15 protein-coding genes are annotated in these 13,909 nt (G+C 57.3%); 11 read left to right on the top strand and 4 right to left on the bottom strand.

Annotated features, from left to right (window positions below):
• Positions 1–169: 169 nt before the first annotated feature.
• From Q0478_RS12945 to lepA, 3 genes are all read left to right on the top strand, one after another.
• Positions 170–832, top strand: coding sequence for a hypothetical protein (locus Q0478_RS12945; RefSeq protein WP_298679928.1), 663 nt, complete (start codon positions 170–172; stop codon positions 830–832).
• A gap of 149 nt (positions 833–981) precedes the next feature.
• Positions 982–1,428, top strand: coding sequence for a hypothetical protein (locus tag Q0478_RS12940; protein ID WP_298679926.1), 447 nt, complete (start codon positions 982–984; stop codon positions 1,426–1,428).
• 32 nt (positions 1,429–1,460) lie between these two features.
• A complete protein-coding gene (gene lepA, locus Q0478_RS12935) occupies positions 1,461–3,260 on the top strand; it encodes a translation elongation factor 4 (protein WP_298679984.1) in 1,800 nt (599 codons plus the stop codon).
• Here the strand turns inward: lepA and Q0478_RS12930 are convergent.
• Entirely contained in the window at positions 3,257–3,979 is a 723-nt protein-coding gene (locus Q0478_RS12930) for a hypothetical protein (RefSeq protein WP_298679924.1), read from the bottom strand. The genes lepA and Q0478_RS12930 overlap by 4 nt on opposite strands.
• Positions 3,972–4,520 carry a hypothetical protein gene (locus tag Q0478_RS12925; protein ID WP_298679922.1) on the bottom strand — a complete coding sequence of 183 codons (549 nt, stop codon included), beginning with the start codon at positions 4,518–4,520 and terminating at the stop codon, positions 3,972–3,974. Before Q0478_RS12925 ends, Q0478_RS12930 begins: the two co-directional genes overlap by 8 nt.
• A 288-nt stretch (positions 4,521–4,808) precedes the next feature.
• Here Q0478_RS12925 and Q0478_RS12920 point away from each other — a divergent pair, with 288 nt between their 5' ends.
• The 4 genes from Q0478_RS12920 to Q0478_RS12905 all read left to right on the top strand — a co-directional run bounded on the left by Q0478_RS12920 (position 4,809) and on the right by Q0478_RS12905 (position 6,832).
• Entirely contained in the window at positions 4,809–5,123 is a 315-nt protein-coding gene (locus tag Q0478_RS12920; RefSeq protein WP_298679920.1) for a TraR/DksA C4-type zinc finger protein, read from the top strand.
• Between the two features lie 60 nt (positions 5,124–5,183).
• Positions 5,184–5,660, top strand: a complete 477-nt coding sequence (locus Q0478_RS12915; protein ID WP_298679918.1) for a cytochrome b/b6 domain-containing protein — start codon at positions 5,184–5,186, stop codon at positions 5,658–5,660.
• 86 nt (positions 5,661–5,746) lie between these two features.
• Complete coding sequence (locus Q0478_RS12910; protein ID WP_298679916.1) at positions 5,747–5,932, top strand: CTP synthetase; 186 nt, start codon at positions 5,747–5,749, stop codon at positions 5,930–5,932.
• Positions 5,933–6,133: 201 nt separating this feature from the next.
• Positions 6,134–6,832 (top strand): fumarylacetoacetate hydrolase family protein, encoded by a 699-nt coding sequence (locus tag Q0478_RS12905; protein WP_298679914.1) that lies wholly within the window; start codon positions 6,134–6,136, stop codon positions 6,830–6,832.
• Between the two features lie 118 nt (positions 6,833–6,950).
• Here the strand turns inward: Q0478_RS12905 and katG are convergent, their stop codons facing one another.
• The gene (gene katG, locus Q0478_RS12900; RefSeq protein ID WP_298679912.1) at positions 6,951–9,113 is read right to left on the bottom strand and encodes a catalase/peroxidase HPI; all 2,163 of its coding nucleotides are present in this window, start codon (positions 9,111–9,113) and stop codon (positions 6,951–6,953) included.
• A 122-nt stretch (positions 9,114–9,235) separates the two neighbouring features.
• Here katG and Q0478_RS12895 point away from each other — a divergent pair, with 122 nt between their 5' ends.
• Complete coding sequence (locus tag Q0478_RS12895; RefSeq protein ID WP_298679909.1) at positions 9,236–10,126, top strand: hydrogen peroxide-inducible genes activator; 891 nt, start codon at positions 9,236–9,238, stop codon at positions 10,124–10,126.
• An 8-nt stretch (positions 10,127–10,134) separates the two neighbouring features.
• On the opposite strand, the gene Q0478_RS12890 is transcribed toward Q0478_RS12895, so the two are convergent.
• Positions 10,135–10,941, bottom strand: coding sequence for a helix-turn-helix transcriptional regulator (locus tag Q0478_RS12890; RefSeq protein ID WP_298679907.1), 807 nt, complete (start codon positions 10,939–10,941; stop codon positions 10,135–10,137).
• A gap of 146 nt (positions 10,942–11,087) precedes the next feature.
• Here Q0478_RS12890 and Q0478_RS12885 point away from each other — a divergent pair, with 146 nt between their 5' ends.
• From Q0478_RS12885 to Q0478_RS12875, 3 genes are read left to right on the top strand one after another with little or no spacing between them, the layout of a single operon-like run.
• Positions 11,088–12,173: an ABC transporter ATP-binding protein gene (locus Q0478_RS12885; RefSeq protein ID WP_298679982.1), complete on the top strand. Its 1,086-nt coding sequence runs from the start codon at positions 11,088–11,090 to the stop codon at positions 12,171–12,173.
• 3 nt (positions 12,174–12,176) lie between these two features.
• Positions 12,177–13,088: an ABC transporter permease gene (locus tag Q0478_RS12880; protein ID WP_298679905.1), complete on the top strand. Its 912-nt coding sequence runs from the start codon at positions 12,177–12,179 to the stop codon at positions 13,086–13,088.
• Complete coding sequence (locus tag Q0478_RS12875; protein WP_298679904.1) at positions 13,081–13,905, top strand: ABC transporter permease; 825 nt, start codon at positions 13,081–13,083, stop codon at positions 13,903–13,905. Before Q0478_RS12880 ends, Q0478_RS12875 begins: the two co-directional genes overlap by 8 nt.
• The last annotated feature ends 4 nt before the right edge of the window (positions 13,906–13,909 follow it).

Genomic DNA, 13,909 nt, shown 5'->3' with positions numbered 1-13,909 from the left:
GCGCTTGCGCCCCTTCATGGGCTGACGCCCAATGCACCCTAGGGATATTTGGGGAGAGAAGAAGGGGTTAGAGGATGGAAAGGGCACCGGCTATCTGAACACCTAAAGGTTGACGCTTTGGCGCGCGGTAGAGCACTCTTTTGGTGTATCAAGTAGCAGGAATTTGCCCATGAAGTATCTGGAACCTTTTGCGAACACGCCCAATACGCCGCAACTCATACCGAATTTCAAACAGCCTGAGCGAAAACTACTGTCTGTTTTCTTGGCATTGCTCGGTATTTTGCCCAGCGCGCGAGAAGTGTTTTTGCGCAATTGTGGTTACAACGCGGGCAAAAGCTGTAGTTTCAAAAGTGCGATGGAGGTTGCCTTCAAGAGTTCGTTGGTTTCGGATGTGCGGCCTGACGGGCTGATCGTGTGCACGCGTGGCAAAAGCGAGTGGGCGGCTTTTATCGAGGCGAAAGCAGAGAAGAACGCTATTCGCTCAGAGCAGATCCATAGCTATCTGGAACTGGCCAAGCAAACGGGCGTAACCACTGTTATTACAATCTCAAACGAATTCGCGCGAACGCCTGACTCGCCTCCGTATCATTTGGATGTGAAGAAAACGCGGAACATTGATGTGTTTCATTTTGCTTGGGCAGATATCAGGACGACCCTTGAAATGTTGCGCGCCAATGGCGGGCTTGACGCGATTGAAATGGCGCTGCTGAAAGAGTGTCTCGATTTTTTCTGGGATGAGCGCTCGGGTGTGGCGACATATGATATCATGCCCGAGGTCTGGCCTGCATTGGAGAGGCGGCTTCTACGGCGCTGGGCTTTAGTGCCAATGTGAAAGGGCTTTCGGAGGTTGTCTATGGATGGCAACAGGAGCGGCGAGACCTGTGCTCTAAGCTGACACACTTCTTGGGGTTGGATGTTGAGTTGAGACATATCGCCGGTGTGCGGGCGGATGATGCGGCGCGCACGAAGGCGGATCGACAGATGCTGGCGGATGATTACAAGATGTCAGCACTTTACCACTTCAGGGAGCAAAAGCTAACGGCAGAGGTATTGCTCGATTTGCGTGCATGTCGGATGACGGCGGCGATGGATATCCCTTTGCCGGGCAACAAGGGCGCGAAAGCCACTTTGTCGTGGTTGGCGAAAGTATTTACGAACCAGCCAGTGGAAGACGCAAGCATCTGCATTATCTGGCCCGGACGTGGAGCAGACGTCTTGTTGACCCTTGAGGCTTTTCTGAGCGAACCTGAGTATTACAGCGAAGGGCAAAAGCAGGCCCCCAAGGCTGTGAAGCTGATTGTGTCGCGCCATGGTGTGCGGACATTCAAGAGCCGCAAGAAGGTCATCTTGGACGTTGAGGAAATGGTCTTGGAATTGGTCGGCTATGCGCGCAGCAATGCTTGGATATCTGCGCAGAAGCCACCTTGACCAAACCCTTAATCCACATCATATCCCAATCTATGACAGAGCTTGAACACATCCGCAATTTTTCGATCGTGGCGCATATTGACCACGGGAAATCCACGCTTGCCGACCGGCTTATTCAGGAGACGAATACAGTCGCGGCGCGGGATATGAAGGCACAGATGCTCGATGCGATGGATATTGAGCGCGAGCGCGGGATTACCATCAAGGCCAATACTGTGCGTATCGAGTATACGGCGCAAGACGGGCAGGACTATGTGCTCAACCTCATCGACACGCCCGGGCATGTGGACTTTGCCTATGAGGTTTCCCGCTCCATGCGCGCGGTTGAAGGCTCTTTGCTTGTGGTGGATTCCACGCAGGGTGTCGAAGCGCAGACGCTGGCCAACGTCTATCAGGCGATTGATGCGGATCACGAGATTGTTCCTGTGCTCAACAAGATCGACTTGCCTGCGAGCGAGTGTGACCGTGTGGCGGAGCAGATCGAGGATGTGATCGGGATTGACGCCTCGGGCGCCATTCGGGTTTCGGCAAAAACCGGAGAAGGGATCAAGGAGACGCTTGAGGCGATTGTGACCCATTTGCCGGCCCCCAAGGGCGAGCGCGCCGCGCCGCTCAAGGCCATGCTCGTGGACAGCTGGTATGACAGCTATCTGGGCGTTATCGTGCTTGTGCGGATCATGGACGGGGTGCTCAAGAAGGGTGACCAGATCGTGATGATGCAAAACGGCTCCAAGCACCATGTGGACCGAATTGGCGTGTTCCGCCCCGAGATGCAGCCGGTGAGCGAGCTGGGGCCGGGGGAGATCGGCTTTCTCACGGCGAGCATCAAGCAGGTGCGCGACACCAAGGTGGGCGACACGATCACCCATGAGAAAAAGGGCACTGACACGGCGCTGCCGGGCTTCAAGCCCTCTGTGCCTGTGGTGTTCTGTGGCCTGTTCCCTGTGGACAGCGCGGAGTTTGAAGACCTGCGCGACGCGATCGAGAAGCTGGCGCTGAATGATGCGAGCTTCAGCTATGAGATGGAGACCTCTGCGGCGCTGGGCTTTGGCTTCCGTTGTGGCTTTCTCGGGCTGTTGCACCTTGAGGTGATCCGCGACCGGATCGAACGCGAGTATGATATCGAGCTGATCACCACAGCGCCGAGCGTGATTTACCATGTCTATCTCAAAGACGGCACGATGCTGGAGCTGCACAACCCTGCGGATATGCCGGACCTTTCTGTGGTGGACCACCTGGAGGAGCCGCGCATCAAGGCGACGATCCTTGTGCCTGACGAATACCTTGGCGATGTGCTCAAGCTCTGCCAGGACCGCCGCGGGATACAGGAAGACCTGACCTATGCGGGCAGCCGCGCCATGGTGGTCTATGATCTGCCGCTCAACGAAGTTGTGTTTGATTTCTACGACCGCCTGAAAAGCGTGACCAAGGGCTACGCCAGCTTTGACTACCAGATGCTGGGCTACCGTCAGGACCATCTGGTGAAGATGTCCATTCTGGTGAACGACGAGCCGGTGGACGCGCTGAGCACGATGGTGCACCGCGACCGCGCCGAAACGCGGGGCCGCGCGATGGTGGAAAAGCTCAAAGACCTGATCCCGCGCCATATGTTCAAAATCCCGATCCAGGCGGCGATTGGCGGCAAGGTGATTGCCCGCGAAACGCTGTCTGCCATGCGCAAGGACGTGACCGCGAAGTGCTATGGCGGCGACGCCTCTCGCAAGCGCAAGCTTCTGGACAAGCAGAAAGCGGGTAAGAAGAAAATGCGCCAGTTCGGGAAAGTGGATATCCCGCAGGAAGCGTTTATTTCGGCGTTGAAGATGGATGGTTAGGCTAGGCTTTTGAGTTCGTCGATCAGTATTCGAAACTTTTGAGCGAAGTCTTCGATGTCTTTTTGCTTGGTAATGTAATTTCTGCTATGAGCCGCGGTGTCACCTAGCGTTTTAAGGTCTTCCAGATATTTCGGCGCATTTCTGCTGAGTTTGAAAGCCTGACCTGACTTAAGGGCGCTTATCAGGCCATTCATCATTTTCAGGTTGCCATCGCCGTCGCGAATTTGATCATCATGTCCTTTGGCCAAATATGCTTCTATAATTAGAACTTCAGCAAGACGCCTCATCATTACTGCGCAGCAATCGAAGAATTGGAATTGGTGTGCTCCATTTATTTGTCGGACCAGCTCTTGGACGTAGCGCCGTTGACTCTCAAAGTCAGAGCTTTGCAGAATACGGTCGTTTATCTGTGGTGGCTTGGGAGCGACAAATTCAGGATAGGTATCGTCCAATTTTTTGACGGTGATCGCGGGCAAGTGCAGTAGCCCGTTTGCTTTGAATGAGACGCCTTTAGCTGTACGAAGCTTTGTCTTCAATCGAGGGGTGTTGATGTTGGGACGAATTGACCAAGTTTTAAGGAATTCGACAGCTGTTTCCAAAGGAACTTCGAGCGCTCCAGTTGTTCTTCTTTCAAACCATGCGGCGCGAACAACCAAGTCAATTTCGGTCAATCCTGCTTCCATGGCTATTGCATGTGCAAAATCGCCGGCATCAATCATCTGAACTTGTGGTCAACCAGTTAAGAAACTCGGTTTCGGCCGCGCTCGTAAGTTCATACTTTACAGGGTTGTCGCCCTTGGTGAGGAACTTATCTGCATTATTTGAAAGAGTCGTGGAGAGTGTTGATAGGCTATTTTTTACTTTGAGTGCATCCATTGTGCGGTGAACATCACCTGATGTTATCGGTTCGTCTGCAAAGTGCCCTACCAATTTGCACTTTGTGACCCAATCCGCTTTTACGTCAAGTATACGTGACTTTATCTTCGCAAAATTTTCGCTCGTCTTGATTTTGTTTGCTAGCTCTTGCGCGTTGATTGAGATTGAACCTGCTGAAGTAGCAGCCGCTCCGGTTGGAGCAGACTTGGCGCGTTTGGCTCTAGATTTCTTGGGTGCAAGGGGTGGGGCAGCCTCGTTCTTACTATTGGCGACACTGTGTGCCTTTGGTTGAGGCTTCCAGTAGGCATCTAGCAACGCTTGGGCTTCTTGTAGCTCTCCTTCAAAGGAAAAGATGGAGTCACCTGAGGTGAGTTTAAACTTCATATCGTTACCTTTAATCAACCAATGATTGCAGTTTACTATTGGATTTCGATACCTTCTAGCTAAAAGTGCGTTGTGTAATGCTTGGGTATGGCTCTTTTGCCAAATCACAGATTTGGCAGCGCCCAAACCGCCCCCGTCGCGCCAGAGGCACGCCTTTGGTGTGACTCGGGCACTTCGCTTCCTGCCTCTCGGTTCGGGCGCGGTGCTCTATACCCCCCCTTGACCCAAATCAAAGCACGCTCCCCCGATCCGTCCCATCCTCCTCTAGAAACCCAATGGGAGGTGGACATGGACATCGAACTCGCAAAGCAGACACTTCTCGCACGCAGGGCGGAGTTGACGGCGCATCTCAGTGAGGTGGAGCATCAGTTGGACGAGCCTGTGTCGCCAGATTGGGAAGACCGCTCTGCCGAGCGGCAGGGGGACGAGGTTCTGGAGGCTCTTGGCGCGCAGGAATTGGCCGAGCTGCGCCAGATTGATGCGGCTTTGGCGCGGGTAGAAGACGGCAGCTATGGCGCCTGCGTTAAATGCGGTGGCGAGATCGCTGGGGCGCGCCTTGAGCTCTTGCCGGCCACGCCGCTTTGCGCCGCTTGTGCCAAGTAACAACGGCGGGCACGCGCTCTGGCGTATCAGGGTTGTGCGCGGTTTTTGGGAGTAAAAACAATGAGCTATACGAGGTCACAGATCCTTCTGCATTGGGTGGTATTTGTGCTGATCGCGGCGCAGTTTATCGGCCATGAGCCGATCAAACAGGCCTTTGATATGTGGATGAAGGGCGGTGAGATAGCCTTTTCGCCGCTGGTGGCGGGGCATGTTGTGGGCGGAGTGCTGGTGCTTGTTCTCGCGCTGTGGCGCCTTGGGCTGCGGCGCAAGCATGGCGTGCCACCCCTGCCGGAGGGGCAGGACAAGGTGAGCCGTTTGCTTGCCCCTCTCACGCATGGAATGCTCTATGCCTTGATGATCCTCATGCCGGTTTCGGGCGCTGTTGCGTGGTTTGGCAGCCATGAAGGTGCGGCCACGGCCCACGGGCTGATGCGCTTTGCACTGCTTGGCTTTTTGGCCTTGCATGTGATTGGCGCGCTGTATCATCAGTTTGTGCTCAAAGACGGGCTGATGGCCCGGATGAAGCGGGCGCGCTAGGCCTGTGCAATCTGACCCAGATCAAAGACCGGCACCTGTGGCGCGCCTAGGGTCGTCTCGAAGCGCCGCCAAAGAAAGGGACAGTTATGCTCCGTATCGCGTTAATTTTTCACCTCTTCATCGGCACAACACTGGCCGGTGTTGCCATGGTTGCAGCCCTTACCATGGGCTATGATACGCTCAATCCGATTTTGTTGTCGGCATTGCTTGGGTTTGTCGTGTCTATTCCTGTTACATGGTATGTGGCCAAGATGGTTTATGAAAACACCTAAAGGCAGCGCCGCATCTGGCCCAAAAAGGCCGGCTTGACAGAGCGCAGGGCCGGGTTTTCCGGTCTGTGCGCGCCCTGACGGCTGCTGTAGTGCCGCAGGAAAGCGGCGGGTGTGGGCGGTTTTGTGCGCGCCAGTGTGGATGGAAAGTCTTGCTTTTCGGGGGCATCAGGGTTCACTTAGCCCAACCACAAGGAGCGCCTGATGAGCCATTATCTGTTTGAACCGCCTGCTGTGTTTTCGTTGGAGGTTGGCGGAGAGGCCCGGGGCTATCCGCTGCGGCGCATTTTTTGTGTTGGGCGCAACTATGCCGCTCATGCTGCGGAGATGGGCAATGAAGTTGACCGAGAGGCGCCGTGGTATTTTACCAAGCAGGTGGCGCACGCGGTAAAGAGCGGGGCGGTGCTGCCCTATCCGCCCGGAACGACGAATTACCATCACGAGATGGAGCTTGCCTTTGTGCTTGGCGCACCCGTGTTTTGCGCGGGCGCGGCTGAAGCGCAGGCAGCGATATATGCCTATGGCTGTGCCTTGGATATGACGCGGCGTGACCGCCAGCAAGATGGCAAGGACAGCCGCAGGCCCTGGTCGCTTGGCAAGGATGTGGAGGGCTCGGCGGTGTTTGGGCCGCTCACGCGCGCAGCAGATTTTGGCGCGGTGGCGGAGCAGCGGATTCATCTGAAGGTGAATGGCGCAGTGAAGCAGGACGCGAGCCTTGCCGAGATGGTATGGAGCTGTGGAGAGATTGTCGCACATCTGTCGCATTATTATCACCTCGGGGCGGGGGATATGATCCTGACAGGGACGCCAGCTGGAGTTGGGCCTGTGCGCGCGGGGGACACAATCAGCGGCGGGATTGACGGGCTTGCTGGGGTCTCCTTGACACTTGCCGCAGGCGCTTAGGGCGCTCACCGAAAGCGGCCCGCTTGGGGAGATGTCGGGAATTTGGATATTTAGAGCAATAAGAAAGGGGCGCGAGATTATATCTGCGCCCCTTTGAATTTTGGCGGTTCTGGGGGTGTTATGCCAGATCGAAGCGGTCGGCGTTCATCACCTTTGTCCAGGCGGCGACGAAATCGGCCACGAACTTCTCTTTGCTGTCATCTTGAGCGTATAGCTCGGCTAGGGCGCGCAGCTGTGAGTTGGAGCCGAACACGAGGTCAACGCGTGTGCCTGTCCATTTCACCTTGCCTGACGTATCGCGGCCCTCATAGACGCCATCTCCTGCGGGCGACCATGTGATGCCCATATCGGTGATGTTGCGGAAGAAGTCGTTTGTCAGCTTGCCGGGGGTCTCTGTGAAGACACCGTGGCAGGACGCGCCGTGCACAGCCCCAAGGGCGCGCAGGCCGCCGATCAGCACTGTCATCTCTGGCGCTGTGAGCGTCAGAAGCTGGGCGCGGTCGACGAGCATGGCTTCGGCGGCAATCGCGTATTCCTGCTTTTGGTAGTTGCGAAAGCCGTCTGCCTCGGGCTCCATTGGCTCGAAGCTTGCGGCATCGGTCTGATCTTCGCTGGCATCGGTGCGGCCCGGTGTGAAGGGCACAAAAGCGCCTGAGGCGGCCTCGATGGCGGCTGTTCCGCCCAGCACGATGAGATCGGCGAGAGACACCTGCGCACCGCCCTTGGCGTTGAACTCGGCTTGCACCGCTTCAATTGCTTTGAGGGCTTTGGCAAGGGCTTCAGGCTCGTTGGCCTCCCAGCTGTTTTGTGGCGCGAGACGGATGCGCGCGCCGTTGGCGCCGCCGCGCATATCGGAGGCGCGGAAGGTGCTGGCCGAGGCCCAAGCTGTTTTGACAAGCTCTGCTGTGGAAAGGCCACAGCCCAGCAGTGCCGCCTTGAGGGCCGCGATGTCGGCGTCGTTGATCATCGGGCCGGTGTGGGCCGGGATCGGGTCTTGCCAGATCAGGTCTTCTGCCGGGACTTCTGCGCCGAGGTAGCGGGCTTTCGGGCCCATGTCACGGTGGGTGAGTTTGAACCAGGCGCGCGCCCATGCGTCGGCGAACTGGTCGGGGTTCTCATGGAAGCGGCGGGAGATTTTCTCATAGGCCGGGTCCATGCGCATGGCCATGTCGGCGGTTGTCATCATGGGGATGACTTTCTTGCCGGAGCCGTCCACTTCAAAGGCGTGATCTTCGTCTTTGAGGTTTACCGGATGCCAGATGTGCGCGCCTGCGGGTGATTTTGTCAGCTCCCATTCGTAGCCGAAGAGCAGGTCGAAATAGCCGTTGTCCCACTGGATCGGATTGGCTGTCCACGGGCCTTCGATGCCTGAAGTGGTGGTGTCGACGCCTTTGCCGGACTTGTGGCTGTTCTTCCAGCCAAAGCCCATCTGCTCGATGGGCGCTGCCTCGGGGTCGGGGCCGACGAGGGCGGGGTCACCCGCGCCGTGGGCCTTGCCGAAGGTGTGGCCACCTGCTGTGAGGGCGACGGTTTCTTCATCGTTCATGGCCATGCGCGCGAAGGTTTCGCGGATGTCGCGGCCGGAGGCGATGGGGTCGGGGTTGCCGTTGGGGCCTTCGGGGTTCACATAGATGAGGCCCATTTGCACAGCAGCGAGCGGGTTGGCCAGCTCGCGGTCGCCTGAATAGCGCTCGTCGGCGAGCCATTCGGCTTCGTCCCCCCAGTAGATGTCTTCTTCGGGGGCCCAGATATCGGGGCGGCCACCGGCGAAGCCAAAGGTTGGCCCGCCCATGCTTTCGATGGCGACATTGCCTGTGAGCACAAAAAGATCGGCCCAGGAGATTTTGTTGCCGTATTTCTGCTTGATTGGCCAGAGCAGGCGGCGGGCCTTGTCGAGGTTGCCATTATCTGGCCAGCTGTTGAGCGGCGCGAAGCGCTGGTTGCCTGTGCCTGCACCGCCGCGGCCATCGGCTGTGCGGTAGGTGCCTGCGGCGTGCCATGCCATGCGGATAAAGAACGGGCCATAGTGACCATAGTCTGCTGGCCACCAGTCCTGGCTGTCTGTCATCAGGGCGGTGAGATCGGCTTTGAGGGCCTTGAGATCAAGCTTCTTGAACTCTTCAGCATAGTTGAAGCCTTCGCCCATCGGGTCTGATTTTTTGTCATGCTGATGCAGGATCTTGAGGTTGAGCTGGTTTGGCCACCAGTCACGGTTTGAGCGTGTGTTCATGCTGGCTGCGCCGTGCATTACGGGGCATTTACCTGCTGCGGTTCCGTCCATGTCTTTTCTCCCTGGGGTTGCGGCGCATGGCGCGCTGTCTGATGCGAATCCTAGAACCATTCTAACGAAGGGTTTTGATAGGAAAAAGTTGCATTTTCTAATGGTTGTTATAAGCAAAAACTATGACAAACATCACACTCCGACAGTTGCGGTATTTCGAGGCCTTGGCCGGGCAGGGGCATTTTGGCCGCGCAGCAGAGATCTGTTCTGTTTCCCAACCGGCCCTTTCGATGCAGATCAAGGAGTTGGAGGGGCAGCTTGGCATGGCGCTGTTTGAGCGGATGTCCCGACAGGCGCGGCTCACCGCGTTTGGGGAGGATTTTGCCCGCCACGCGCGCGACGTCTTGCGTGGGGCCGAAGCGCTTGAGGAGATGGCCCGTAAGGCGCAGGAGCAGTTTAGCGGACGGCTGCGGCTGGGTGTTATTCCGACAATTGCGCCCTATCTTTTGCCTCGGGTTTTCAAGGCGCTGGCGGCGCGCTATCCGCGGCTGGATATTCAACTGCGTGAGACGCTGACATCAAAGCTGCTGGAAGAGCTGGAAGAGGGGCGGCTTGATACGGCGATCCTGGCTTTGCCTGTGGCGGAGCCGAGCCTTGAGGAGGTGACGCTGTTTGAAGAGCGCTTTGTGCTGGTGCGCCCTGAAGGGGATGCGGGGCTGCCTGTGCCAAGTGCGGACAGCCTGAGCCAGATGCGGCTGTTGCTGCTGGAAGAGGGGCATTGCTTCAGAGATCAGGCCTTGGCGGTCTGTTCGCTGCCGCAAGTGCGCCCGCGAGATGGCTTTGACGCCAGTTCGCTTTCGACACTCGTGCAGATGGTGGGCGCGGGGATGGGGGTAACGCTGATTCCGGAGATGGCGGTGCCAGTGGAAACCCGCTCTGCGGCGGTGGCCTTGGCGCGGTTCGCTGCGCCGGAGCCTACACGGCGTGTGGGCATGGTGTGGCGCAAGAGCAGCCCCCTGATTGCACAGCTTCAGGATGTGGCTGCGTTGGTGCGCAGCGCAGCGGCCGCCTGAGTGCAGGCTCATATCACATGTTTGAACAGGGCAAAGAGCTCGCCCTGGGAGGACAGGCTCAGCTTGCGATAGATATTGCGGCGGTGGACCTTGGCTGTCTCGTAGGCAATGCCCAGTTTCAGAGCTGCGGAGGCGTTCGAGTGACCTTGCAGGACCAGCTCGGCGATCTGGGCTTCGCGACGGGTGAGGGTGACACCGAGGATGCCTGTGGCTTCGGTTTGTAAAATACTGGCCAGCGAGCGTGCCGCAGCTTCTGGCAGCCGCGCGCCATCGGTCTGGGAGCGGGCTAACGAGAGGCAATGCGCCCTGAGCAATTCCAACAACAGCGGTGCGTAGTGGCGCAGGCAGTTCAGCTCTTTGCGCTTGTAAGGGCCGGTCTTGGCGCGACGGCTCAAAGAAAGATGGGCGCGGCTGCCATCGGGAAGGGGGCAGAGGAGCCCGACCTCATCACAGAGGCGCGTGGCACCATAGTAGTTGAGATAGTATTCGCTGATAAAGAAGCGGTCTGGCGCAATTTCGGAGAGGCGGTAGAGCCCTCCGTCAGCGGGGAGGTCTTGAAACTGGTAAAACGGGTCAAGCCGGTAGGCGCCGGCCATATATTGGGCCATGGCCTCATCAAGCAGCGCCGAGCGGCGCAGCCAGCCGTTGTGCAGGCGGGGCACGCCATGCGTTTCAAACTGCAAGATCAGCAACGTATCTATCGGCAATTTGGCGATCAGAAGGTTTTTCAGGCAGCGCAAAAAAGAATCGCTGCGCACCTGCGCCATGGCTTTGCGCAGGCGCAGGATGTCACGGTGAGAGAGTTGTTCTGGCATTTATACCCCGCCTGAGGCCCAAATTAGTTAAAAAATACCCCAGTCGGGGTATTACGCAAAGAAATATTCGGCGTAACCTGAAGAGATGGACGAGGGCGCTGCACGCCTCAACACAGGGCAATCGCCGGGCTGGCGAGACGGGGAGACTGAATTTGACCGCAGCAATCAGCGTGAGAAATTTGCGAAAAACCTATGCGGGGCAGCCCCCTGTGGTGGCGCTGAAAGATGCGAGTCTGACCATAAACGACAATGAGTTTTTTACGCTTTTGGGGCCATCTGGATGTGGCAAGACCACCCTTTTGCGGCTGATCGCCGGGTTTGAAAGCCCGACCTCCGGCGCACTTGAGATGTTTGGCGAGGACATCGTCAATCTGCCGCCCTACAAACGGCCCGTGAACACGGTGTTCCAGAGCTATGCACTCTTTCCACATTTGACTGTCGCGCAGAACATCAGCTTCGGGCTTGAAATGCTTGGCAAACCCAAGGCCGAGATCAAGGCCACGGTTGGTGAGATGATGGAACTTGTGCAGATGACGGCGATGGCCGACCGGCAAACAAGCCAGATTTCGGGCGGACAACAACAGCGCGTGGCGCTGGCACGTGCGCTTGCGCCAAAGCCCAAGGTTTTGCTCCTGGACGAGCCTTTGAGCGCGCTTGATTTCAAGCTGCGCAAGGAAATGCAGCTCGAGCTGAAGCGGCTTCAAACGGAGACGGGGATCACCTTTATTTTTGTGACCCACGATCAGGAAGAAGCCCTGACGATGTCAGACCGCATAGCCGTTATGGAAGCGGGGACGATCCGCCAGATTGGCGGACCACGCGATATTTATGACCACCCTGCCGAGCGCTTTGTCGCGGATTTCATTGGCGACACAAATTTTCTGCCTGCCGAGTTTATTGCCGCCAAGGGCGGGCAGGCTGAGGTGCGGCTTGCCTCGGGGCAGACGACCACGGCGCGCGCGCCCGAGGATGGCGCGACGTCGGGCAAGGTGACGCTGGCGATACGGCCGGAACATGCCAGCCTTGTGAGCGAGGGCGAGGGGATGCTCGCGGGCACGCTGGGCAACATCGTTTATTTTGGCACGGACACGCATTTTCATGTGCAGCTGGATGATGGGACGGCCTTTGTCTTGCGGCAGCAGAATACACCGGATGCTACGGCGCGTTTTGAAAGCGGTGCGCGGGTGGGTGTGAAATTTGGCGCAGATGTCGCGCAGGTCTTGAGGGATTAACGGATGGCGGATCTCTCACAACGGGTTGAAAAACGCGCAGCGCGGGTGCGCTGGATGCTTCTGGCGCCGGCGCTTGTGATCCTGTTGTTTGCCGCGAGCGGGCCGCTTCTGATCACGCTTGTTTATTCGTTTCTTAGCCCCGGAGATTATGGCGGGGTGGTGTGGACGTTTTCCACGGATGCGTGGTTCAACGTGGTGATGCAACGTGATATTTTTGATGAGACGCTGAGCTTTTCGGACGCGCATCTGAGCATTTTCTGGCGCTCGGTGAAGCTGTCGCTGATCACCACGCTGATCTGTATCTTCTTTGGTTTTCCGACGGCCTATTTCATCGCGACGCGGCCCAAATCGCAGCGTGATTTCTGGATGTTGCTGATCATCATCCCGTTCTGGACCAACCTGCTGATCCGCACCTTTGCGATTGTGGAGCTCATCCGCAACGAAGGCACGCTCAACACCATCTTGATGGCATTGGGAGTGATCAGTGCACCGATCCAGATGCTTTACACAGAGTTTTCAATCGCTCTGGGGATGGTCTATGTTTATCTGCCGCTGATGGTTTTGCCGCTTTATGCTTCGATGGAGCGGCTCGATTTCAGCCTTGTGGAGGCAGGATATGATCTCTACGCCACGCGGCTTCAGGTCTTGCGGCGGGTGATCTTGCCGCTGGTCAAGCCCGGGGTGATTGCCGGCTCTATCCTTGTGTTTGTGCCGTCGCTTGGTGCTTATGTGACCCCGCGGGTCATGGGTGGGGGCAACCAGCTTATGATCGGCAACCTTATCGAGCTACAGTTCGGACAGGGGCGTAACTGGCCGTTGGGTGCAGCGCTGTCGATCACGCTTCTGGCGATCGTGATGATTGCGCTCATGTCTTATGTGCGGGCGGTGGGCAATGAGGATGTGAAGCATGGCTAGGGGAAAAGGCTTCAACATCCGCAAGCAGCCCGGCTTTGCCACGCTCGCTGTGAGCTGTTTTGCGATGTTGTATCTGCCGATCCTCTTGTTGGTGATCTACTCGTTCAATGCCGGGAACTCGATTGCCATCTGGGAGGGGTTTTCCTGGCGTTGGTATCAATCGGCTTGGGCCAACGAGCAGGTGCAGGAGGCCACTGTGCGCAGCCTGATTATCGCGCTCTGGGCTTCGCTGATTGCCACGACCTGCGCCGTTTTGGCCGCGCTGGCGACAACACGCTCCCGAAAATTCAAGGGGCAGGGCGCTGTTTTTGCCATGATCAACCAGCCGCTCATGGTTCCTGAGATTGTCACCGCTGTGGCGCTGTTGATCTTTTTCGCCATGATCAAGGTGGCCACGGGCTATTCGGGGCTGTTGTATCTGATTATTGCGCATTCGGCGTTTTGTATTCCTTTCGCCTATCTGCCGATCCGCGCGCGCTTGCAGGGGATGGATTTGAGCCTCGAACAGGCGGCGGCCGATCTTTACGCCACACCGTTTCAGGTGTTTCGCCGTGTGACCCTGCCGCAGCTCTGGCCCGGTATTTTGGCAGGGGCGATGCTGGCTTTTGTGATCTCGCTGGATGATGTGGTGATCACCGAGTTTGTCAAATCGGCGGGGCAGGACACGCTGCCCACCTATATGCTCGGCCAGTTGCGCCGCGTGATTACCCCCGAGATCAATGCGATCTCGACTGTGCTGATCGGGGTCTCTGTCACCATGGTGATTATGTTTACCTTGCTCAGCAAAATGAAGACCGGACCCAACAACAACACTTAACCAC

Origin of the sequence: uncultured Lentibacter sp., from assembly GCF_937123735.1 — a bacterium.
Classification (GTDB): domain Bacteria; phylum Pseudomonadota; class Alphaproteobacteria; order Rhodobacterales; family Rhodobacteraceae; genus Lentibacter.
The sequence above is the reverse complement of the archived record's forward strand: the minus strand, read 5'-3'. Positions and strand labels throughout refer to the sequence as shown.